The organism is Stenotrophomonas sp. Br8, from assembly GCF_014763005.1.
Classification (GTDB): domain Bacteria; phylum Pseudomonadota; class Gammaproteobacteria; order Xanthomonadales; family Xanthomonadaceae; genus Stenotrophomonas; species Stenotrophomonas lactitubi.
The window spans coordinates 13,714-32,954 of record NZ_JACGTN010000009.1 but is presented as its reverse complement, the minus strand read 5'-3'; the positions used below and the strand labels follow the sequence as shown (position 1 = coordinate 32,954).

At 61.0% G+C, this 19,241-nt stretch carries 23 protein-coding genes and 1 other RNA gene; 8 read left to right on the top strand and 16 right to left on the bottom strand.

The genetic code is table 11. The annotated features are described in order from the left end of the window. Positions 1-117 precede the first annotated feature (117 nt). The 5 genes from H3005_RS10120 to H3005_RS10100 all read right to left on the bottom strand — a co-directional run bounded on the left by H3005_RS10120 (position 118) and on the right by H3005_RS10100 (position 4,560). Complete coding sequence (locus H3005_RS10120; protein ID WP_223880184.1) at positions 118-357, bottom strand: hypothetical protein; 240 nt, start codon at positions 355-357, stop codon at positions 118-120. Positions 358-443: 86 nt separating this feature from the next. Beyond that, positions 444-1,148: a PA1136 family autoinducer-binding transcriptional regulator gene (locus H3005_RS10115; RefSeq protein ID WP_100552206.1), complete on the bottom strand. Its 705-nt coding sequence runs from the start codon at positions 1,146-1,148 to the stop codon at positions 444-446. Between the two features lie 5 nt (positions 1,149-1,153). Continuing rightward, complete coding sequence (hchA, locus tag H3005_RS10110; RefSeq protein ID WP_191078089.1) at positions 1,154-2,026, bottom strand: glyoxalase III HchA; 873 nt, start codon at positions 2,024-2,026, stop codon at positions 1,154-1,156. 170 nt (positions 2,027-2,196) lie between these two features. After that, the gene (locus H3005_RS10105; protein ID WP_100552208.1) at positions 2,197-2,403 is read right to left on the bottom strand and encodes a hypothetical protein; all 207 of its coding nucleotides are present in this window, start codon (positions 2,401-2,403) and stop codon (positions 2,197-2,199) included. A gap of 150 nt (positions 2,404-2,553) precedes the next feature. Continuing rightward, positions 2,554-4,560 (bottom strand): alpha/beta hydrolase, encoded by a 2,007-nt coding sequence (locus tag H3005_RS10100; RefSeq protein ID WP_191078088.1) that lies wholly within the window; start codon positions 4,558-4,560, stop codon positions 2,554-2,556. 150 nt (positions 4,561-4,710) lie between these two features. Between H3005_RS10100 and H3005_RS10095 the strand changes: the two genes are divergently transcribed. After that, positions 4,711-4,923, top strand: a complete 213-nt coding sequence (locus H3005_RS10095) for a hypothetical protein (protein WP_191078087.1) — start codon at positions 4,711-4,713, stop codon at positions 4,921-4,923. Positions 4,924-5,081: 158 nt separating this feature from the next. Continuing rightward, positions 5,082-5,618, top strand: a complete 537-nt coding sequence (locus H3005_RS10090) for a hypothetical protein (RefSeq protein ID WP_191078086.1) — start codon at positions 5,082-5,084, stop codon at positions 5,616-5,618. A 636-nt stretch (positions 5,619-6,254) separates the two neighbouring features. Here H3005_RS10090 and H3005_RS10085 read toward each other — a convergent pair. The 8 genes from H3005_RS10085 to H3005_RS20940 form a co-directional block, all read right to left on the bottom strand. Beyond that, a complete protein-coding gene (locus H3005_RS10085) occupies positions 6,255-6,404 on the bottom strand; it encodes a hypothetical protein (RefSeq protein WP_191078085.1) in 150 nt (49 codons plus the stop codon). 518 nt (positions 6,405-6,922) lie between these two features. Further along, positions 6,923-7,315: a transfer-messenger RNA gene (ssrA, locus tag H3005_RS10080) on the bottom strand. Between the two features lie 133 nt (positions 7,316-7,448). Next, positions 7,449-8,648, bottom strand: coding sequence for a DUF3596 domain-containing protein (locus tag H3005_RS21130; protein WP_331273762.1), 1,200 nt, complete (start codon positions 8,646-8,648; stop codon positions 7,449-7,451). Beyond that, positions 8,591-8,869: an excisionase gene (locus H3005_RS10070; RefSeq protein ID WP_180889378.1), complete on the bottom strand. Its 279-nt coding sequence runs from the start codon at positions 8,867-8,869 to the stop codon at positions 8,591-8,593. The genes H3005_RS21130 and H3005_RS10070 overlap by 58 nt, the downstream gene beginning before the upstream one ends. Beyond that, the gene (locus H3005_RS10065; protein ID WP_191078084.1) at positions 8,862-9,092 is read right to left on the bottom strand and encodes a winged helix-turn-helix domain-containing protein; all 231 of its coding nucleotides are present in this window, start codon (positions 9,090-9,092) and stop codon (positions 8,862-8,864) included. The genes H3005_RS10070 and H3005_RS10065 overlap by 8 nt, the downstream gene beginning before the upstream one ends. Beyond that, positions 9,085-9,354 carry a hypothetical protein gene (locus tag H3005_RS10060; protein WP_191078083.1) on the bottom strand — a complete coding sequence of 90 codons (270 nt, stop codon included), beginning with the start codon at positions 9,352-9,354 and terminating at the stop codon, positions 9,085-9,087. Before H3005_RS10060 ends, H3005_RS10065 begins: the two co-directional genes overlap by 8 nt. Beyond that, a complete protein-coding gene (locus H3005_RS10055; protein ID WP_191078082.1) occupies positions 9,351-9,911 on the bottom strand; it encodes a hypothetical protein in 561 nt (186 codons plus the stop codon). The genes H3005_RS10060 and H3005_RS10055 overlap by 4 nt, the downstream gene beginning before the upstream one ends. A 399-nt stretch (positions 9,912-10,310) precedes the next feature. Continuing rightward, positions 10,311-10,715 (bottom strand): hypothetical protein, encoded by a 405-nt coding sequence (locus H3005_RS20940; RefSeq protein ID WP_223880183.1) that lies wholly within the window; start codon positions 10,713-10,715, stop codon positions 10,311-10,313. Between the two features lie 47 nt (positions 10,716-10,762). On the opposite strand from H3005_RS20940, the gene H3005_RS10040 reads away from it, so the two are divergent. Together H3005_RS10040 and H3005_RS10035 are read left to right on the top strand one after the other, a co-directional pair. After that, complete coding sequence (locus H3005_RS10040) at positions 10,763-11,953, top strand: hypothetical protein (protein ID WP_331273761.1); 1,191 nt, start codon at positions 10,763-10,765, stop codon at positions 11,951-11,953. A gap of 82 nt (positions 11,954-12,035) precedes the next feature. Continuing rightward, entirely contained in the window at positions 12,036-12,389 is a 354-nt protein-coding gene (locus H3005_RS10035) for a hypothetical protein (RefSeq protein WP_191078080.1), read from the top strand. Between the two features lie 114 nt (positions 12,390-12,503). Here the strand turns inward: H3005_RS10035 and H3005_RS10030 are convergent, their stop codons facing one another. Then, on the bottom strand, positions 12,504-13,097 hold the full coding sequence (locus tag H3005_RS10030) for a DNA breaking-rejoining protein (RefSeq protein ID WP_191078079.1): 594 nt from the start codon (positions 13,095-13,097) through the stop codon (positions 12,504-12,506). A gap of 2 nt (positions 13,098-13,099) precedes the next feature. Beyond that, positions 13,100-14,842, bottom strand: coding sequence for a S8 family serine peptidase (locus H3005_RS10025; protein WP_191078078.1), 1,743 nt, complete (start codon positions 14,840-14,842; stop codon positions 13,100-13,102). Positions 14,843-15,349: 507 nt separating this feature from the next. On the opposite strand from H3005_RS10025, the gene H3005_RS10020 reads away from it, so the two are divergent. The 4 genes from H3005_RS10020 (at position 15,350) to H3005_RS10005 (ending at position 18,631) form a co-directional block, all read left to right on the top strand. Beyond that, the gene (locus H3005_RS10020) at positions 15,350-15,967 is read left to right on the top strand and encodes a hypothetical protein (protein ID WP_191078077.1); all 618 of its coding nucleotides are present in this window, start codon (positions 15,350-15,352) and stop codon (positions 15,965-15,967) included. A gap of 785 nt (positions 15,968-16,752) precedes the next feature. Then, the gene (locus H3005_RS10015; protein WP_100552271.1) at positions 16,753-17,598 is read left to right on the top strand and encodes a hypothetical protein; all 846 of its coding nucleotides are present in this window, start codon (positions 16,753-16,755) and stop codon (positions 17,596-17,598) included. 76 nt (positions 17,599-17,674) lie between these two features. Then, positions 17,675-17,917, top strand: coding sequence for a GNAT family N-acetyltransferase (locus tag H3005_RS10010; protein WP_263407391.1), 243 nt, complete (start codon positions 17,675-17,677; stop codon positions 17,915-17,917). A gap of 141 nt (positions 17,918-18,058) precedes the next feature. Next, positions 18,059-18,631: a hypothetical protein gene (locus tag H3005_RS10005; protein ID WP_100552273.1), complete on the top strand. Its 573-nt coding sequence runs from the start codon at positions 18,059-18,061 to the stop codon at positions 18,629-18,631. Positions 18,632-18,721: 90 nt separating this feature from the next. On the opposite strand, the gene smpB is transcribed toward H3005_RS10005, so the two are convergent. Continuing rightward, the gene (smpB, locus tag H3005_RS10000) at positions 18,722-19,225 is read right to left on the bottom strand and encodes an SsrA-binding protein SmpB (protein ID WP_025878861.1); all 504 of its coding nucleotides are present in this window, start codon (positions 19,223-19,225) and stop codon (positions 18,722-18,724) included. Between the last annotated feature and the right edge of the window lie 16 nt (positions 19,226-19,241).

Below are 19,241 nucleotides of genomic sequence, written 5' to 3'. Positions count from 1 at the left end.
ATTTCACGGAGGATGCCACGGAAAGGGAGGGTGGAGGTATGCCGGAGCGGGCGATTTCCGTGCGCCCGCCCCGGCGTGACCGTCGGCTGCAGCAACGTTGCCGATAGGGTTCGTCGCTCAGATCAGGTAGGGATTGCCGTACTCGTCGATCCAGTATTCAGAAACGAAGACGCTGCCCGTTTCGTCGACGAAGGTCACCGTGCAGTGCTGGTGGATGCGGTAGCGCTCCACTTCCACCGGTACGCATTCGGTGGTGCTGCCGGGTGGCGATGGCACACCGGCGACGGCACTTCCGGCCGATGCCATGCTGCCAATCGCCAACATCAATGCGGCCATCGAGGCCAGTTGCAGTTTCATAAGCATCATCCTTGCTTCTGCAATCGCGCACATGCGCCTGGCCTGTTTAGCATGCGACCGCAGCAGCCGGAAGTGTCGCGCCTCGTTCAGTCGCCGATCTCACCGCGCCGGCTGGCCGCGCGCACTGCCTGCGCCGTGGTCGCCACGCCCAGCCGCTGGCGTGCCCTGCGCAGGTGGTTTTCCACCGTGCGTGTGGACAGCCCCAGGGTGGCAGCAATATCGGCCTGGCGACGACCGGCCGCAACCCAGCGCAGGACCTCACGCTCGCGCGCGCTGAGTGTGCCGGCAGGCACAACCGCCGGGGCGACAGAGAGCCGATGCGCCGCACGGAAGGCGGCGGTGCCGATCAGCTCCAGCAGCAACCGTGCCGATGGAGATGCGTCGATCGTGCGCCCGCCCCAGCTGACCGCCCCTTCCAGGCCGGTTGCACCGAACACCGGCACCTGCAGGCCGTGCAGTCCTTCGCCCCGCGGTTGCCGCACGACCCGGTAGCGCTCGCCGCGCACGCCTTGCTGCTTGCTCCAGAAGAAGGGCGCATCGCTGTCCAGCACATGGCGATTGACGGGGCACGCATGCAGGTAGTGCGCCACGTCAGTGCTGGCACCCTCACCGAACCAGTCGCCATCGATCCAGTACAGGCGCTGCGCGCCGCGTTCCAGATCGGTGCCGGTGGCGAACATCAACGTGCGGTCATAGCCCAGTGGCGCGCCGGTGCTGCGCAGCAACGCGCCGATCGCCGCCAACGAAGGTGCGCGTTCCAGCACCAGCAATGACTGCACGGTGGTGTCCATGCCGGTCAGCGCGTTGCCAACGCATCCAGCAGGGTGCGTGCGGCCAGCTTGCCCAGCGCATTGCCCGCCAGCGGGCTGTCGCCGGTCAACAGCAGGCGGTCCTGCATCACGCTGCCATCGATGCCTTCGTTGACGATCTGCACGCCCTGCTGGGCCAGGCGTTCACCGAAGAACCACGGCAGTTGACCAGGCATGTAGCCGATATCCGGTGTCTGCCGGTCCATCGCATCGGGGAACGCGCAGATCCGATGGCCGCGGAACAATGAGCCGCCATCGGCTTCATCCACGCCGGCCGCCAGCAGCGCGGCAGGGCCGTGGCAGAGGGTGATGATGTGGCGCTGATTGTCCATCGCCCACTGCAGGGTGGCCTTCACTGCGCGACTTTCCGGCAGGCCGATCAACGCACCGTGACCACCGGGAATGAACACTGCGGCATAGTCCGAACCGGCGTCGAGCGCGGCCGCTACGTCGTTCAGACGCAGGGGCTGGCGGAGGCGGGGCTCGTAGCGTTCGTACAGGCCACCGATCTCGCGGTCCTCGCGCGGGAACGCCCACCATTCAAACTTCACCGGATTGCCCGACAGCGTTGCCACGTCGATCTCGAAACCGGCCTTGTGCAGGTGATACATCGGCAGCAGCGTCTCCACCGGATGGTTGCCGGTCGAGAACAGATGGCCGTTGGCGGTCGGCAGATAACGTTCGTCGGCGGCGATCATCAGCACCTTCCAGCGTCCGTCACGGCGGGCATCGGGATAGTCCGCGCCGGACAGATCGGTGGTTGCCGAAGTGAACTGGGACAGCGAGTACGGCGACGGGAAAAACGCATCGCGCTCGGCCGGATCGGGGCTGGGCTGGCGGCTGGGCTCTGACGTGTTCATGTGGACCTCCTGCGGAAGAGAGTGGCCAGCTTAGCCAGAGCGATGCGCAGGAACGATGAGGGTTTTCCCTCAATAGGGCCGCCAGTTGGCAGATGCCAGTCCCATCAGCGTGGGACTGGCGGTGCCGATCCGTCGTTTCACCGGGATACTGGATCGACCGGAGTGCGCAGTCAGTAGGGTGTGTTACATCCGCTGGAATTTTTCAGGCACCGGGATAGTGCGCCGTAACACCAGATCTCGCTTTTGCCTTGCGACAGGCAGATCTGGTAACCGCGGTAGCACTCATCGCAGGGGGTCGGCTCGGCCGCGACAGCGTTCAATCCGAACACCAGCGCCACGGCACCGATAGCAACAGACAGCCTGAACATCCTCTTCATGCGTGTTCTCCGTTGTAGCCCGAATGGGCAGCTGCAACGCTACAGACCCCAGTCCGTTCATTCAATGCGGCGTTGCCGCCATGGGGACGAACTCCACTTCCCGCACCCGAAGATGGGCAAGCGCGGGCCACGGTTGCTGGACTTCGTGCACTACTTCGCCGGCAGCGGATGCGCCTCCATGTCCTCATGCAGGATACGGCGAAGCTCGACGATGGCCGGTGTAGCTTCCTGCACGCTGTGACCGGACACGATCACCTTTTCCGAGACGGCATTGGGCAGGTGCGAGCTCCAGTACGGGACCAGTCCATCGTCGGTCTTTTCCAGCGGACCTTCAGCCTGGGTACGGGCGATGATCGAGTGGTAACGCACCTTCGGCGATATCGGCAGATCGGCCACGGCCTTGACGAAGGCATCGTCCTTGTCCAGGTTCTGGATGCTGTTCATCTGGTAGCCGTGCTTGTCATCGTTGCGCTCGACCTTGCCGTCGTTTGCCAACGTTGCGACATCCTCCAGCACGGTCAGCGGCAGGCGCACGAAGCGGCCCAGCCAGCGTCCCAGCCGCGTGCCGGCGACATCGGTGCCGCGATGCGGGGTAGCGATGAACACCACCCGTGAAACTTCCGGTTCCGGCTGGAATGTCAGCACCGGCGCGCCCTTCGTGCGCAGCAGTTCGCGCTGCGCCGGGGTCATCTGCGCGGTCGCCAACAGGGTGTCGACCAGATGATCACCAGAGGAGGACACCATCAACCGCGAAATCACCCCGCCCATGCTGTGCGCGACCACCACCATGTCGTGCGATGCGAGCGCCTGGCCGCTCGGGTCGTAGTGCTGCAGCGTGGCGTGCAGGATCCGCCGGATCTCATCGTGGCTGAGTGCGATCGGCATGTTGGTCGGGTAATAGAACTGCCAGATCTGGAAATCACCGCGGATCTCATCGTCGCGCATCAGCTCGTTGGCCACGTTGACCCACGCTTCCGGGCTGCTGGCCAGGCCATGGATCATCAGCAACACGCGGCGGTTCGGATCGTACGGCTGCATCATGAACAGATGCGGCTTTTCGATGCCACCCTTGCCACCGAACAACGAACGCAGCGATTGCCGGCTGAAGTTGGAGCGGGCCAGCCACAGCGCATAGCCCGCGGTGAAGTTCGCCGCCAGCGGTACCTGCTCGCCGTGCAGTTCCACCACCGCCACCTGGTAGGGGTCGTGGATCTCCAGTTCCGGTTCGTCGTCGTGCAGCACCTCCCACAGGTTTTTGCCCGAGAAGCGCAGCAGTACGGTCATCGACGGCGACGGCATCTCGCTCCAGTCGCGCTCGGCCGCGGGTGCGGTGCCTGCAGCGGCCGCTGCCAGCCCGGTGCTGGCCGGGTCGGCCATCACTGCCACCAGTTCGGCACCGAAGCCATCGCGACGATGCACGCTGCGCAGGGTGCCGGTGAAGGACATCGATGCCGCTGGTACCAGTTCGATCGGTTCGCGCGTGTCCGCGGCCGCGCCATCGTCGGCAGGCGCCAGCACGAAGGTCCAGCGGCCCAGCTGGAACCGCCCGTTGTCGTTGCGCACCTGCTTGCTCGAATAGGCCTCGAACAGCAGCACGGCGGATTCCTGCACGGCCAGGTTGTAGTAGTCGCGAACCTGGGTCTGGCGGTCTTCGAAGCCACGCTGGTTGGCGGTACGTTCGGTGAAGAACAGATACGCATAGGACTGCCGTGCGATCTGCATCCACGCATCCAGGCGCGGTTGGAAGGTCGGGTCGGGCTGAGCGGTCGCGGCCTTGCTGCGCGCCACCGACGCTGACTCGCGCTTCGGCGCCGGCATCGTCATCGCGTACTGCACCCACAGTTCCGCCAGCGACGAGCGCTTGTCCTCCTCACGGACGACGATGCTGGCCTCCATCGCTTCGATGCAGGGCAGGCCCGGCTTGGCGCAGGCGCCTTCGTCCAGGCCTGCCACGCGCAGGGTCTCCATCGTGGCCGCGCTGAGCTTGCCGCTGGTGAGGATGTCACCGCGCTTGAGCGCGATGTACTGGCCCGGTGTGACCGTGCCCACCTGCACCGATGGGCCGAACTGTCGCAGCGTCGCGCACCCGCTCAGCGTGAGCAGGGCAATGAGGATGAAGGTGGTGTGGCCGATGAAGCCGATGCCTGTTCTTGCCATGTGGACTCCCTGCGCTGGCGCCACTCTAGCGGCAGGCGTGTCAACAGGAAACCATGTGGCTAGACGCGCGCTGCACGCACTTGGACACCATTGTGGACAGTGCCTTCTAGGGATTGGCCAATCACTGTTAGGAACGCGGATTCCAGATGGGTGGAATTCCTTGTCGGGCCAAATTGCAGTTTCTTCGGCACTCTTGAGCTGGATGCTGATGCTTGTGAAATTGCTAAGTACTCCTGTGCCTATCAATTTGACGTGCCACTTCAACCACAAACACTGTCGGTGACTTCTTCATTTTCATTAAATGATGATTTCTATGGTGCCATTGCGGTCTCGTATCATTCTGCAAAACTTGGCGTCCAATGAGGTAAATTCTTACAAAAAATCAATGCGATTTCTTAATTAATTTTATGATCTTGGTCGCAATTTTTTTTGCGTTACCAAGATATTGTTTGGGTGCGATCAGGGTGCTTTCCTGAGTGCATTGTTTGTGATGGATTATTTTCTATTTCGAGGATCGAGTGATGATTGGACGTTTGCGAGGCTTGATTATGGGATTGTTTTTTGTTTGTTCTTTCGATGGGGTTGCCAGTAACTCTGATTACTTGGGGGTTGAAGAGCAAGAATATATGCATATTCAATTGTCTGCATCCAGGGTTCCTGGCGTTCCTCTTGCAAATCTCGAGCGAAGGTTTACGGTTGATGGTACATTTAGTAGCTCAAGCTTCTATGATCGCTACGAATATCCGGAAGGATCATTTAACGGAGTAATTGGCTTGATTGCGCGCTTCCCATTTGATGGGGGGCATGCGCTTTATAGTTGCTTGGCCGGTCGCGATAGGTTTACATCGATTGATGCGGGCTGCGAGGGTCATAGATCGACCAATCTTAGAAAGATTACTGGATACGTTGCAACTACGCAGTGGGAAGGCACGCGGCCTTTGTATCGTTGCCTTGGGAGTGCAAAAGGGAAGTCCCATCATTTTGATAGCGTTGATTCAAATTGCGAAGGGATTGGTGATCATGTGATCGAGGGTGTGATTGGTTATATTTGGCATTGAGTTCGTCGCGCACCACTATCAACTCTTTTGATGTGGTGCGTTCTTGGTTGCTTTATTCTTGGTTGAGTGATGTTGGTTTGCTGCGTGGAGTTTCATTTGATTATTGATTATTAATCGATTGTGTGGATGATTTAAGTCGCGCTGGTCGGGGTGTGGTGCCAAGGCGCAGAATGCCTGCCGGATAAACGGATTCCGCCACCGCTGATGCTGCTGTGCGGGGCGTTGGGACATAAGATGGCGCGCGCCTAGCCGTGTCCCTTGCTGCTGGGCCGGGCTGGCTTGCGGTGCTGGTAATGCCGGTGGTCTTGGGACTGAATCTGCTGCCCAAGCTGACCTTTCGGGCGCACGGAACACGGTGAATCCATTGCGTCTAGCCGCCGCTAGATTGCGGGCCACAACCGGCATGTATGCCATGCCGGCAAGCCCTTGCGCCTTGTGCAGGCGCTGGTCCTGCTGGGTGGCGTGCTGCCGCTGTGGAGTGTGGTGGCACTAATGGTGCGGCTGCTGTTCATTGCCTGGATCGGCCGTCTGCAGATCGTTTCGGGGGGGCTGGTCATGTCCGCGCGATTCGGCGCGGACTACGAGCCTTCCGATGGCGTGTGCGACGCTAGCTGCTGTGGTCCGCCACCAGAGTGGTCAGCGGGTGATTCGGCATATCGCTGAAACCAAATAGCGGACATAGTCATCGGCCGCCTCGACATGCAGGACTTGCTGCGCATCAATTTCGCGCATGCAGGACGGTTCTTTGGCGGAATCGACCTTGTTGACCCACAGGAGCTTGCCCACCTTATGGGTGTGCACGTCGAGTAGGTGGACGTGCAAAGTTTAGCCATCGTCTGGCCAATCGAAACACTTCCATTTCTCAAAGTGCCGCCGAACGCTACCGCCTTGTCACGCTTGGCTTCAAATGTGCCACCCGGCTCGTAAGCCGAGAGCTGATTGGCGGGAGTGGCGATGGTCGATCTGATGGTCAGGCTGAGCAGCAGGGCAGATAATCGGGTTTCTTGGCGATACCTTATTGGCGTAACCTGCTGCGGTAGCGGGGCAGACTTGGTCGCGCCGGTCGGCGCACTTTCGTCCACGCCGCTGCCGGCCTTGTCAGGCACTTCGCTGCCATAACCCATGCGGCCTTCCGCAGCATCAAGCGCCATCGTTCTCATTCCTGTGTGGGTAGATATCCGCCGGTCAAAGGCGCGTTATCGGCCGCGTGGCGGGAGCCTGCATCAGTGTGACGTAGCCAACAAAAAAGCCAGACCCCAATCGACGGGAGATCTGGCTTCTCGTGCCCCGAAGGGCGGTACAAATGGTGGAGGTGGGCGGAATTGAACCGCCGTCCGAAGGCACTCCATCCCCAGCACTACATGCTTAGCTCACCGTTGAATCTCATCCCCGAGCAGCACGGTGTGCAAAGCGCACCCGGGAACCAGCCTGTTGTGTTCTTGTGCCGGACTGACAGGCAGCCGCCCAGCGCGATTCCATGATAATGACTCTACGCTGCGAGCATGGACACAAGCAGTTTCGAGGCTCCGCCTAAGTCGGCAGAAGGTCACGCACCGCAGTTTTTAGGCTGCGAGGGCGACCGGAGCGTAGTTGTCGTCGTTGGCAACTAGAGTTTTGCAGCTGGATTTACGAGGAAAGCTACCCCCTCGGCATGCGCCAGGCGACTTCACAACCCCCGTCGAAACCAATGCACCCCCGGTTTCTTCAAGTATTGCAAGGCTTCTGGGGTCAATGCTGGCAAAAAGCTGGCACTGACCCTGCCTAACGACGCGAATACTACGGCAAAGAACCTGAACAGTCACGCGTGCGGCGGCTGGGCACTGGCGGCGTTCAGTCGCCCGTGCCGTCCAGAACCAGGCTGCGGGGAAGGGGGGCGGTCAGCGGGTTCCAGACTGCCGCGGCCTTGGCGCCGGCATCGGGGACCATCGAGGGGATCCACCGGCCGTATTTCTTGGCGGTGATCGTCCAGTCCCGGTGCCCCATCTGCCGCGCCACCCACATCACGTTCTCACCGGCGCTGAGCGCCTGGGAGGCGAAGGTGTGGCGCATCTGATACGGGTACCGGTACCGCACCCCAGCCTTGCGCAGCGCGCGCTGCCATTCGCCGGCGCGGATGCTCTGATCCGACCCCCATCGCGAGTTGGTCCTGGGATCGTGGAAGACGAACTCGCCGGCGGTGGCGGTGTGGGCCCGCTGAGCCTTCAGGGCGTCGATCGCCGGCCGGAGCAGCTGCACCTCGCGAACCCCGGACTCGGTCTTGGGGGCCTTCATCTTGCCCATGACCCAGGCGCGACGGATCTTGACCGTACCCTTGCGCCAATCGATGTCCGACCAGCACAGGCCGATCATTTCCGAAGTGCGCAGGCCCGTGGCGAAGTTGAATTGGCAGTAGTTGCGGACCTGGTCCTCGCGGCAGGCGCCCAGGATCGCCTGGACTTCCTCCGGCGTGAACGGGTCAACCTCTTCGCGGGCGTTCGCCTTGGCGCGCCGTTTCACCCTGAACCCATCGAGCGGGTTGTTCGGGATCAGGTCGTCGGCCACCGCCTCATCGAGGGCGCCGCGGAGCGGGCCCAGGACGTTGTTGATGCGCTTGGCCGACGTCGCCTCGTCGAACGTGGCCACCAGCTCCTTCAGGGCAATGCGGTCGAAGTCTCGAAGTGCGATCGCACCACAACGCGGCACCAGGATGTTCTCAACGATGCGCCGGTACCCGATCAGGCTGCTGTGCTCGAGCTCGGGCTCCTTCAGCGCCAGCCATCGCGTCAGCACCTGTTCCAGGGTGTCCAGGGCGGCAGGGCGGACCGCCACCTGACGGGCCCGCTTGCTGGTGGGGAAATGCGTTGCATAGTCGAACGAGCCCTTCTCGATCTCGATCTTGATCTGGCCGAGCAGGTTTTCGCAGTACCGCAGATGCCGTGCGGTCGGGGCCAGCTTCAGCCGCTCACGGCAGCGTTTGCCACGGTAGTGGAAGGTTATCTCGATGCTGCTTTGTGAAACTGGCCGGACGCCACTTTGCCTTGGACTACCCACTCTTCGTACCCCTCCAAATCGATCAGATTTCTTCCATCTGGCGCCTTGTAGAACACGGCGCCCTCCAGCCAATCGCCGCGCTTGATCTTCGAGTTGATCGCGTCGACCGTGTAGCCGGTCAGTGCCTCGAACTGCTTGAGCGTGACGAATCGGACCGGGCGCAGGTTCGCGGGGGATCCGGTCCTCGACAATCCTCGTGGCGAGGGTCCGTGGTTACTCATGGGGCACCGCCTGCAGGCTCCAGAGGACCGACGGGCGCTCGTCGGGGCCGTGGAAGGGCGCGCGCTGCACGCGCCCGGTCTTGGCCAGCTGGTGCAAATAGCTGCTGACCCGGTTCGAAGGCAGCTGCAGCTCGGCGGCCAGCTCGCCGGCCAGGCCCGGCCCCTCCTGCAGCAGCTGCAGGATCCGGGTGGCAGTGCCGTCGGCAGTGCCTGTGTCAGCCATGGTCTGCCTCTGCTGCTGCATGGCGGCCGGGGCAACCGGTACCGGTGTAGTCGAAGCCCTCACAGGGAGCGAGCGGGATGACCCTGCGGCCATTGGCCAGGTGGTCGGTCAGCACCCGGCGAGCTTCGGCTGCGGTTACCGGCTCTCCGGGCGGATTGCGCTGGAATAGCCCGTCCAGAGCCCGGTCGGTCATGTTGATCAGTGCGCCGGCGACGTCCAGGTGCAAGTGGTAGTGCACGGGAACGCGGTCAGAAGTATTCATGCGTCGGGCTCCTGGTGTTCGGCGCTGCGCTCGGCAGCATTCAAGGCGGCGCGGCGCTGGGCAAAACCGCGGCAGGCGCTGATGGCATTGCCGTGCTCGTCGACGGCTTCGTGGCAAAGGAAGGGGCGCTCGCCCGGGGTGGAGCAGTAGTCGGCGTCTTCCGTGGTCGGGAGGCACTGGTTGGCCACGGTGCCGGCGCGGAACGCACAGCCCCCGCAGAGCGGGCCAGGGTCGATGCCGGCGGCCAGCACGATGCCGTTGAGGGCGCCCAAGATGCAGGGCATGTTCACGCGCTCGGCCTCGTGCGGCCACACGTGACCCTGCAGCACCAGCAGATCCTTGGCCTGCTCGCTGGCGTTGAACGCGACCTGGTTGGCCAGGCCAATGAACTCGCCGAACAGATCGACGATGGCGCCGGTGCCGATCTGCTCGGCCAGGCGTCGCAGCGCCGGCCGGCGGAGGTCCATGGGGACTGCCGCGATCGCGCGCAGCTCCTTGGCCAGGTCAGGATGGATGTTGTGGTCGGCGGCGTCGGCGCGCGCTGCAGTGTCAGCCATTAGCCACTCCCTGACGCTGCCCTGCAAACTGTGAGGCGCAGCACGAGTTCACGGGTGCTGACAAGGGCTTCACGCCATTCCTGCGTTTATCCGACAATAGCGATCCGTGGAACGTGTGCTCACCGTCCTGGATGCCAACGTCACTCAGGGAGGGGGTGCCCCATGTACGAGGTTGTAGGCCCGTATTTGATTGAATGGAGTGTGGTCGGGGAGCAGTGCGCGGCAGCGGGCCACTGGAAGGGAAGTTGGCGAGTGCACCTGATCGGATCGCGCGATTGCACCAAGCCCGTAGCCGAGGGAACCACGGATGCGAAGCACAGTTTTTGTGAAGCGCTGACGCTTGCGAAACGAGACGCTCTGCATGTAGCGAGTGCGCTTTGTACGCTGGAATAGAGCGGCTCATTTGCCTTCCACCTGGCTGTCCATCAGTGGCAGAAGCGTCTCTACGCCGGACACCTTCGCGAGCGGGGCAGGGACGGCAATGTCATCGGGCAAGCCTGTAGGTTCGGCCGCGGCATCGTCGTAGGCACGGACCGCGTACGCGATCGCGTAGAGACGCCAGAGGAAGTGGAACGTGTCCTGCTGCAGGGACGATGCGTATTCCCAGGCGTCGGTGATGCGGAAGTCGCGGCAGCCCCAGCTGCAGGCGCGCGGCGGCAGGGTCAGCACCAGTGTCCAGGTGCCCTCGTCCTGCAGGCCTTCGGCCAGCGCGATGCGATGCCAGCCCTCAGCGCGGCGGAACAGCAGCTGGCCAGCGCCGTACCAGGCCGACGAATACGGTTCCTCGGCGATCGCCGACGGCACTGCATCCGGTACCGCCGGCAGCGGGCCGTCGAAGGGTCGGTGTCCCTGTGCAGGACGCGCAGCAGGGCCTGCAAACGCCGGAAGTTCCGGCCGCCGCTGCGCCGGCGTCAATGCCGGATGTCGCGCCACCGTGGGTCGATCAGGAGACCGGCGAAGCACTCCGTGAGCCATCCAAGGTCGACATCAAGCAGCTGCTGCACAACGGCCTGCAGTACCAGGTGGAGACACACGGTGGAATCAACACGCCGACGCTGCTGCGTTCCATGCGCGATCAGTACGGCTTGGCAAGCAGCCGCGTGCGGCCGCTGCTGGAAGAGGTGAAGGCGGAGCGCCGTCGCGGTTTCACGGAGCCGCCGGCCGAAACCAGCATCGCGCCGACGATCGATGGCGCAGATGCGCCGGCACGTGGGCTCGCAACCGAACCTGCAGCGCTGCAGGCCAACCTGCAGCAGGCCGATGCAGTGACTGGAGATCGCGCGGCGCCGCAGGCACTGCTGGACGAGGGACGTGCGCTGCAGGCCTCAACAGGCGATGCCGTCGCACAAGCTGAAACCGGTTCGTCTGGCACACCGGTAGTTGGGCCGCGTGCCGACGGCGCGCGCCTTGCAACCAGCACGGTCGAACCGATTTCGGTCAGCCCGGCCACAGAGCGGACTGTGGCGGCACCGGAGCCTGTCCAGGTCAACACGCCTGCAACGGCAGAAGCGCCCAAGGTGGCCTCTGCAGCTGCAGAGGCGGCGACCAACCCGCAGAACGATCTGCCGACGCCCACGGATGCGCAGAAGGAGGCTGGCAACTACAAGAAGGGCCACGTCCGCATCAACGGGCACGACATCAGCATCGAGAATCCTGCAGGTAGCCAGCGTGATCCGCGTTGGCCAGCGCTGAAGAACCACTACGGCTACTTCAAGGGCACGGTCGGCAAGGACAAGGACCATGTCGACGTCTTCATGACCGACCGCTCGGAGGATCCGGCGCTGCCGGTGTTCGTGGTCGACCAGGTCAACAAGGATGGTTCCTTCGACGAGCACAAAGTGATCATGGGCATCCGTGTTGGCCAAGATCCGCGACTTCAACAAGGTCAATCCGGAACTGGCGATCACCTCGAGCGGTCTGCAGCAGTCCATCAAGAACCGTGCTCGCTACAGCGCCAGGGCCGAGGCCGGCATCATCCTCAACCCGAAGTTGGCTGCTCGCCTGAACAAAGCCGTCACGGAGTAGCTGCTGCAACTTTCTGACCCGATCGGATCTGCTTGGATGAAAGCAGTGTGAAGACGCCGGCGATGGTGCCGGCGCTACCGATACAGGGGTCAGTAACCGATGGACAAGAAGGACTTTCAGGTGGTGGCCATTGGAGAAGGAAAGCAGGAGAACGGCCAGCCCGTGGACAGTGGTGCTGGTCTTCTTTCCCCTGCAACAGGCTTGGACGTGGGGCCCAAGGCATCCAGGGGGCGGCACTCTCGCCGCCAGACGCTGGAGAAGGGCATGGAAGATGAGCGCCATAGGGCTCAGGTGGTCTCGATGGAGGCCTTCAAGGCAGGCCGGGCAGGGCAGGTCCCCGCGGAGCTGCTGCAGATGTACGACCAGCTGACACGTGATCAGCACGCGCTGGCACGAACAACCACCGTCCTGTTGGCCTCGGTGCGCCGGGCGTTGGGTTTGCCGGATATCTGAGGCAAGGGCCCAGAAGAGTTCGAGTCGGCGGAAAAGACTTCGATATAATTCAATAGAATCCAGTCGGGCACATGGAATGCCCGACTGGAAACACAGCTGCATCAGAGGACGGCTTTACTTTACTTCCGTCCACTGCACCACGGCGGGCTCGGCGTCAATGACGCCCGCAACGGATTTCAGGCGCGACACCGCATCCAGCGCGGAGTCCACGGACGTGTACTCAATAACTGCTTTTCCTGAGGCGGTCGAAACTTTTGCCACCTTCCCACTCGTGACCTGTGCTGCGCGCTTGACCGCTGCTTCGTCAGAGAAGTAGAGGTTGACGCTGGATGTGACGACGATTGGCGCACCATCTGGCGAAACGGCCGCTGCAAGTTTGCCGCTGCTAGATCCTGCTGCGCTTGCTGGGGTGTCCGTAGAACGCTTCGTGCGAGAGCCCGAAGGCGGCGCGCTGGACGTCCCTGGTGTGACAGACGGCGTAATCAGAAGTTCACCTCCATTCTTACGCTGCACAGCTGCGGAAGGTACCAATTGGAACTGGGTGCGGCCGACTGAAAACTGCCGACCGGTAGCCCCGCTCTTTAGTTCTGCCGCACCGACGCTGGTTAGCGGCTTGGCCTGGGCGGCAGGGCTTCCGTTGGTCTGTGCAAGGATTGAGAAGGGGCTGCCGATCATGCCTAGCATGGTCAAAAACATGATTTTCTTCATGGTTAGTGTCCCAGGACGCGAATTTTGAAGGATGTCAGGCTGCCGACAGAGCGCGCGCCCTTGCCTAAGCCCAGATCGGAAACTTCAAGCTGCCATTTTCCCTTGCCCGTTTCATCAAGAAATGCGTTGCTTGCGATGAGATCCCATTTGGAGAAGTTGACTTGGTCGGGTGTCCCAAACCAAGTCAAGCCAGACCCGATGGCAGTGTAGGCGGGCTGCACCACGCTGCGCGTTCCGCTTGGAGAAATCAAAACAAATTGAAGTCTTCGAGTGTCTTGGTGACTAAGTTCAAATCCAATTTGAACTGTTTCAATTTTACTTGGGGCGCTACTCAAGTCTATTGAAATAATCGCAGGGCCACTGGCATTTCCAATGGGCACGCTCTTCGGGGTGTTCTTCCAGCCAGTATCCACTAGTGCCGGTAGTGGCGTATTGAAACTGTCGGCGGCTTCTACTGCTTTTGCGGCGTCGACCACGCCAAAGCCGTACCAATTGCTGTAATAGCGCCCGGCCTTATTCTTCACCCAGCTGCTATGGCTCTTGTCCGTCTGATCCGCTGTGGTGGCCAAAATGTACTTGACTTCACGGTAGCTGAGTGTAGGGTTCGTTTCTAAAATCAACGCCGCCACGCCTGAGACCATCGGGGCTGCGGCAGATGTTCCGTTCATTCTTGCTGTGTAATTGCAAGTCTTATCAATTGATGAGCTCGCGCCATCCATTGAGTTATAAACCGTTGCGTCTCTGTTATGGCCCTGAAGACAATCTGTGGGGTCGGTCGTCACAATGCCAGGGTCGTAGTATTCTTTTTGATAGCCGGGCAGGTAACTATTCTCCAATCCCTGTTCTCCGCCAAATGCGGATACCCATAGCGATGAGCCAGTAGAAGAATATGATGATCGAACGCCATCCGCGCGTACAGCCCCGATCGTGATGGTGTTTATAAAGTTATTGCGAGTGTCGCGAGTCGCTGGAATGCAGCCATTGCCTCTTGTAATGGTGTCTTTGGTGCAGTAGTCATTGGTTCCATCATGGGCGGTGTTGAACGAGTTTCCGGCGGATTTTACGTATATTCCTCCAAGCCCCTTGCGAGTGCTTGTCATCCCCTTCTCATAGCTGCTTATCTGGTTTTCGGAGATGCTAAGTGGTAATGAACCGTTTCTCGGGCCGCTGCCAAAGCTGTTGTTGAAAACATCAACATCTTTGACCTCGTTGCCGTCCCACCACGAATACTCAATATTGAGGGTCTGGTCTCCCTTGGCAGTACGAGAGATCGGATTGAAGCCTTTAAGGGTTGCAGCAGGAGCGACGCCGCGTACGCCGAGATTGTTGTTGCCAACGGCACCCGCAATACCAGCTACCATGGTCCCGTGGCTGTCATTAGTCAGGTTGCTCGGCGTGGGATCATTGGATTGATCAGCGAAGTTCTTTCCCGCCACTGTTGTTGCGATATTTGCTTTAAGGTCGGGATGTTTGATTTGCAGCCCGTCGTCGACGATTGCAATCGTGACCCCTTTCCCATGGATCCCAGCCTTGTATGCGCTATCTACGTTTAGGTCGACTCCACTGACCGGAAGAGTATCGGCCGGCACTTTTTGCCCAGTGTTATGTAGGTGCCACTGATAGCGCGCCAAAGGGTCGGAGTTTTGGGCATTCGCGGCCAGTGGAGCCAATGCCATTGCACAAGATGTTGCCAGGATCAGTTGCTTCATGCGTTGCGGGGTAAAAATCCGATTACGTTGTTCCATGTGCTGTTCCTTGAAATGTAGTGCACTGAAGTTCGGAGTGTTCTACCGCATGCCGGTTTGGCGGATTCTTGGGTCTACGCTTTTGATGGGCACTTCTGTTGGACGACATCTCCTGGCTGGTGGGATTCGTAATGCGGCTAACGGTGGACAGGTCGTCCCCCCCCAGCGACGAGTGATCACTATTCGGAATAAGCCCATATCGGTTGGTTGGCCAAGGCTGGAGCGGAGTCTGTTGCTGGCCACGTTGGGTGGGCGGCTGGCGCTACCGCCGCCCGACCCCTGTACTGGCCTGTGCGCTCCACCAGCGGGCCGGACGATCCGCCGCTGGAGGGAGGCCGTAAGGGCCAACCGTTTGGCCAAGGAGACCATTAAGCGGCCATTCGCCTGGATGGAGTAGGTGCCCGCACGCAGCCGCTTGGCTGCTATGGCAGTTTGCTCGAATCGCCGATTTGATCAATTCGTCAAATCGTTCAGGCAAACTTGTGACAAGACCCGGGGGATCTGAAGATGCAGGAAGCGCTTTTCCTGGTGACCGCCAATTCGGTGCCGGCGGCCACTGCAGCGGCGAGTGCTGGCCACGACTGGAAGTGGCTGGTGCCGGTGGCCACGCTGATCCTCGGCTTCGGTCTGAAATGGCTCCAGGACCACGTCACGGAGAAAGGTCGAAGGCGTCATGAGAGGGATCTGCGTCGGGAGCAGCGTTACGACCAGTTGAGGATGCGGCGGCTCGATGCCGAGCGGACGAACCTCCTGGCACTTCAGCCGATGGTGCTGAGGCTTGTTCGCGCGGGCAACGCTGCAAAGAAGGAGCAGGACGCCATGTTTCGACAGGGAGTAGGTTGGCTGGAGATCAAGTTCTCGCCCGAAATCGACCAGGAAGTTCAGCTAAGCGCCCTGGACCTTATCCCGCTGGAATCGCGAATCCATACGGCGGAGGTTGCGAATTTACTCGGCGACGTCGTAAATCGAGTCTGGGCTATGTTGTCGGCGCCCACCAAGGCCGAGTCGGACCGTTTGTTCGATGAGATTAGTCAGCCGCACAACCGCCTTCATAGTGTGATGGGCATAGCGATCAAGCGGCTGGAGGACGAGAACCAGCATTTGGGTGATCCGCCGGCGCGATGAGCGACACAACCTGACAGCATCAAAAGCTGGCAGAAAAGCTGGCACTACGCTGCCAATCGATGCCCATTTCTGCCCATGCGGGAGTCCTGAACGAAAAAGCCCATCAAGCTAAGGCATTGATGGGCTTCGATATTCTGGTGTTTGCGAAACCGGCGCCGATGGCGTCACGGGGACAATGCACCCCCGGTTTCTTCAAGTATTGCAAGGCTTTCAGGCCCTTGTTGACCAAGTGTTGACCAAAAGCCCGCCTAACGATCGGAATGATACGGCAATCTTCCTGAACAGTCACGCGCGCGCCGACTTGGCGCCGAGGCCGTTCAGTCGCTGGCAGCGTCCAGCACCAGGCTACTGGGCCTGCCGGACCTTTGAGCCCCTCAGGAGCTGCCCGGCGGCCTATCCGCAGGAGCCGGCCACCTTCAGGCATGACCTCTCGGGTGGCACATGCTGCCTTCGTAAATGCGATTGACAATCAATCGCATTGGGGTTAGAAAATACATGGGCAGGTATGGATTTGCCTCAACTCGAGATCGACTATGCATCTGAAACGGAAAGGCTCCCTCGTAGTTTTTTTAAGCTTAGTTGCGCTGTGGTTCTTCGCAGCGGCAACGGTCGTCCTGGGGAATTTGTTCTGGATTTCCATAGCTATTTCGCTACTTACCACCACGTTAGCCGCTTTCGCCTTCAATGACGTGTCTCGCCCAATCAGGGCCCTCTCGATAGCGGTTTTTGTCGTGGTGCTGCTTGGGGTGGGTTGGCTCCTATTCGGAAACTAAGGAAGGTTTTAAATGCTCAAGAAAGCGATATTCGCTTCAGTTATTTTCTTCGCGTCTACTGGCGCTGCAAGCGCTCAGGCTGTTGCCGCTGCCCAGTGCGAAGGGTGTAGTGATCAGCAGATGCAGGAAGCAGCGAGGGGGGAAATTGACTTCGGACCCGTTTCTGTCTTCAGCCTGTCAACTGGCGACATCAGAAGCTACCTGATCATGCCCAATCTGAAGATGTCGGAAATCGCGACACCTGCGGACCTCGCTGAGTATTACGCTCAGCTGGTTTACCTTTACCAAAGCAACGGGAATTCGCTTGAATTCCGGGTGACGGTCAACCAGCTTTTTGGCGCAGGGCAAATTTCAGCGAGGTCAGCCAGAGTCGCCGCAGCCGCTGCTACCGAGTATCCGCAAAGCGCTTATGAAGCTCTCGCCGATTCTTCGAAGATGAACAGTATCCATGAAATGATGCGTTGGAAATATCCATCGCTCATTGCCGGGGCCAACAGCGTCTATCGAGTATTCAATCCCGTCGCGTGGCTGAACCCGCAGTCTGCGCAGGTCACCGTTCGGTTGGAGTTCCCAGACCAGTCGTCAATGATGATCACGTACAACTACGGCACCAAACTCTGGGAAAAGATGCCGAATACCGCTCGTGACGCGCATAACAATTCAATTCCCGAAGACACGTCTGCATTTGCTGGTGGTGGTGTGAGGGAGTACAACTTTAATGGCGCACCGTCCAGCGATCTTGTAAATTTCCTGTATTGGGCAGACCGGCACGGTATTCATGTGTCCGGTGCTACGCGTAGGGACAGGCTGGCGTGCAGCATCGTCGTCGGCGGCACCACGCGCTGCGTCTCGTTCTGAGTTCTTCGGCTTAATGGAAAGTTGAATAAGTGCCCCGCAGCTTGGACTTGGTTTGCGGGGCACCTCGCTGGGCCTGTTGTTCATCGACCTGTTCTACCTGCCGCCCGCGCAGCGCGGCAACGGCCTGGGGTCGCAGATGCTTGCCGCCGCCGAGGAGGAAGCGCGCAGGCGCGGCTGCCGTTCCGCCGTGCTCTACACCATCAGCTTCCAGGCGCCAGACTTCTACGTGAAGCATGGCTGGACCGTGTTCGGCCAGGTGCCTTGCGATCCGCCGGGCACCAGCCGGGTCTTCCTCAGCAAGGATCTGTCTGTCGCCTGAGCGGCAGGGGCCCAACCGTTACCTCGTCAATCCGCAACATGTTGTAGAGCCACCGTCATAGCGGATTGCTAACGTCGCTGGCACGAATTTGCGACACACTGGCCACGACCATTCGAGCCAGCAAAGATACGGAGACGGCCGGTGACCGAAGCAATGCAACAGCGCAGCCTGCGTCAGCTGGTTGGCCCGGTAGGGGCCGATTACCAGCGGCGGGCGCTGCCGCCCGGCTGGGTCTGGGCGGTGCTGGCGGTGTTGCTGGCTGGAACGTGGGCAACCGAGCTGCCGGCCACGGCGGCAGCTGCGCTGATCGCCAGTGCGGTGGTGGTGCACTGGCCGCGGCGTGGCCGCTTCCATTGGCTGGGTTGGCGGCTGCCGGCGCTGGCGGTGCTCGCCGCGCTGCTGTGGGGCCCGGATGTGCTGTCACAGTGGTTCGAACATGGCCTGGCCCTGACCCTGATGTCGCTGGCCAGCCTCAGTATCGGCGTGCACGTGTGGCAGTCGCGGCAATTGGCCCGGCAACTACAGGCCTCCGCCGATGCGCTGGATGATGCCCAGCTGCTGGCCTTGCTGCCCGTTGATGCCGCGCGGCTAGCGCAGCAGTGGCGTGCCGGCGATGATCGCCATACCCCGGAGCTGTCGGTGGTGATGCACCTGGCGGTGATGCACGCGGCGCTGTCCCCGCGCCTGCGCGGGCAGGGCCTGCTGGCGGGCTGATCAGCGTCTTGTAGAGCCGAGCCTGCGCTCGGCTGCTTCTTTGCCGAAGCCGAGCATGGCTCGGCTCTACACGAAAGCGGACCGGCGTCCCTATGCGTCGCGGTTGCCGCGACGCATCACCCGCTGCTTCTCGATCGCCCAGTCACGATCCTTGGCGGCATCGCGCTTGTCGTGGGTCTGCTTGCCCTTGGCCAGCGCCACTTCCAGCTTGATCTTGTTCTTGCTCCAGTACATCGCGGTGGGCACGATCGTGTAGCCATCTCGCTCGACCTTGCCGACCAGCTTGTCGATCTCGCTCCGGTGCAGCAGCAGCTTGCGCTCGCGCCGGTCGTTGGCCACCACGTGGGTGGAGGCCTGGATCAGCGGGGTGATCTGCGCGCCGATCAGGAAGATCTCGCCGTCCTTCACATAGGCGTAGGCGTCGACGATGTTGCCGCGGCCAGCACGGATCGACTTCACTTCCCAGCCCTGCAGCGCCAGGCCGGCTTCGAAGCGGTCTTCGATGTGGTACTCGTGACGGGCACGCTTGTTCAACGCGATGGTCTTGTTGGCCGTCGCGCTCTTTGCTTTATCCTTGCCGGTGTTCTTGCTCATTTCCGTATTGTCTCCG

Coding starts and splice junctions, on each gene's coding strand:
- H3005_RS10015 (WP_100552271.1), top strand. CDS start 16,753: ATGCTCAAGAAAGCGATATTCGCTTCAGTTATTTTCTTCGCGTCTACT.
- H3005_RS10060 (WP_191078083.1), bottom strand. CDS start 9,354: ATGAATACTTCTGACCGCGTTCCCGTGCACTACCACTTGCACCTGGAC.
- H3005_RS10105 (WP_100552208.1), bottom strand. CDS start 2,403: ATGAAGAGGATGTTCAGGCTGTCTGTTGCTATCGGTGCCGTGGCGCTG.
- H3005_RS10100 (WP_191078088.1), bottom strand. CDS start 4,560: ATGGCAAGAACAGGCATCGGCTTCATCGGCCACACCACCTTCATCCTC.
- H3005_RS10120 (WP_223880184.1), bottom strand. CDS start 357: ATGAAACTGCAACTGGCCTCGATGGCCGCATTGATGTTGGCGATTGGC.
- smpB (WP_025878861.1), bottom strand. CDS start 19,225: ATGAGCAAGAACACCGGCAAGGATAAAGCAAAGAGCGCGACGGCCAAC.
- H3005_RS10035 (WP_191078080.1), top strand. CDS start 12,036: ATGGACAAGAAGGACTTTCAGGTGGTGGCCATTGGAGAAGGAAAGCAG.
- H3005_RS10065 (WP_191078084.1), bottom strand. CDS start 9,092: ATGGCTGACACAGGCACTGCCGACGGCACTGCCACCCGGATCCTGCAG.
- H3005_RS10115 (WP_100552206.1), bottom strand. CDS start 1,148: ATGGACACCACCGTGCAGTCATTGCTGGTGCTGGAACGCGCACCTTCG.
- H3005_RS10090 (WP_191078086.1), top strand. CDS start 5,082: ATGATTGGACGTTTGCGAGGCTTGATTATGGGATTGTTTTTTGTTTGT.
- H3005_RS10025 (WP_191078078.1), bottom strand. CDS start 14,842: ATGGAACAACGTAATCGGATTTTTACCCCGCAACGCATGAAGCAACTG.
- hchA (WP_191078089.1), bottom strand. CDS start 2,026: ATGAACACGTCAGAGCCCAGCCGCCAGCCCAGCCCCGATCCGGCCGAG.
- H3005_RS10020 (WP_191078077.1), top strand. CDS start 15,350: ATGCAGGAAGCGCTTTTCCTGGTGACCGCCAATTCGGTGCCGGCGGCC.
- H3005_RS10070 (WP_180889378.1), bottom strand. CDS start 8,869: ATGAGTAACCACGGACCCTCGCCACGAGGATTGTCGAGGACCGGATCC.
- H3005_RS10055 (WP_191078082.1), bottom strand. CDS start 9,911: ATGGCTGACACTGCAGCGCGCGCCGACGCCGCCGACCACAACATCCAT.
- H3005_RS10030 (WP_191078079.1), bottom strand. CDS start 13,097: ATGAAGAAAATCATGTTTTTGACCATGCTAGGCATGATCGGCAGCCCC.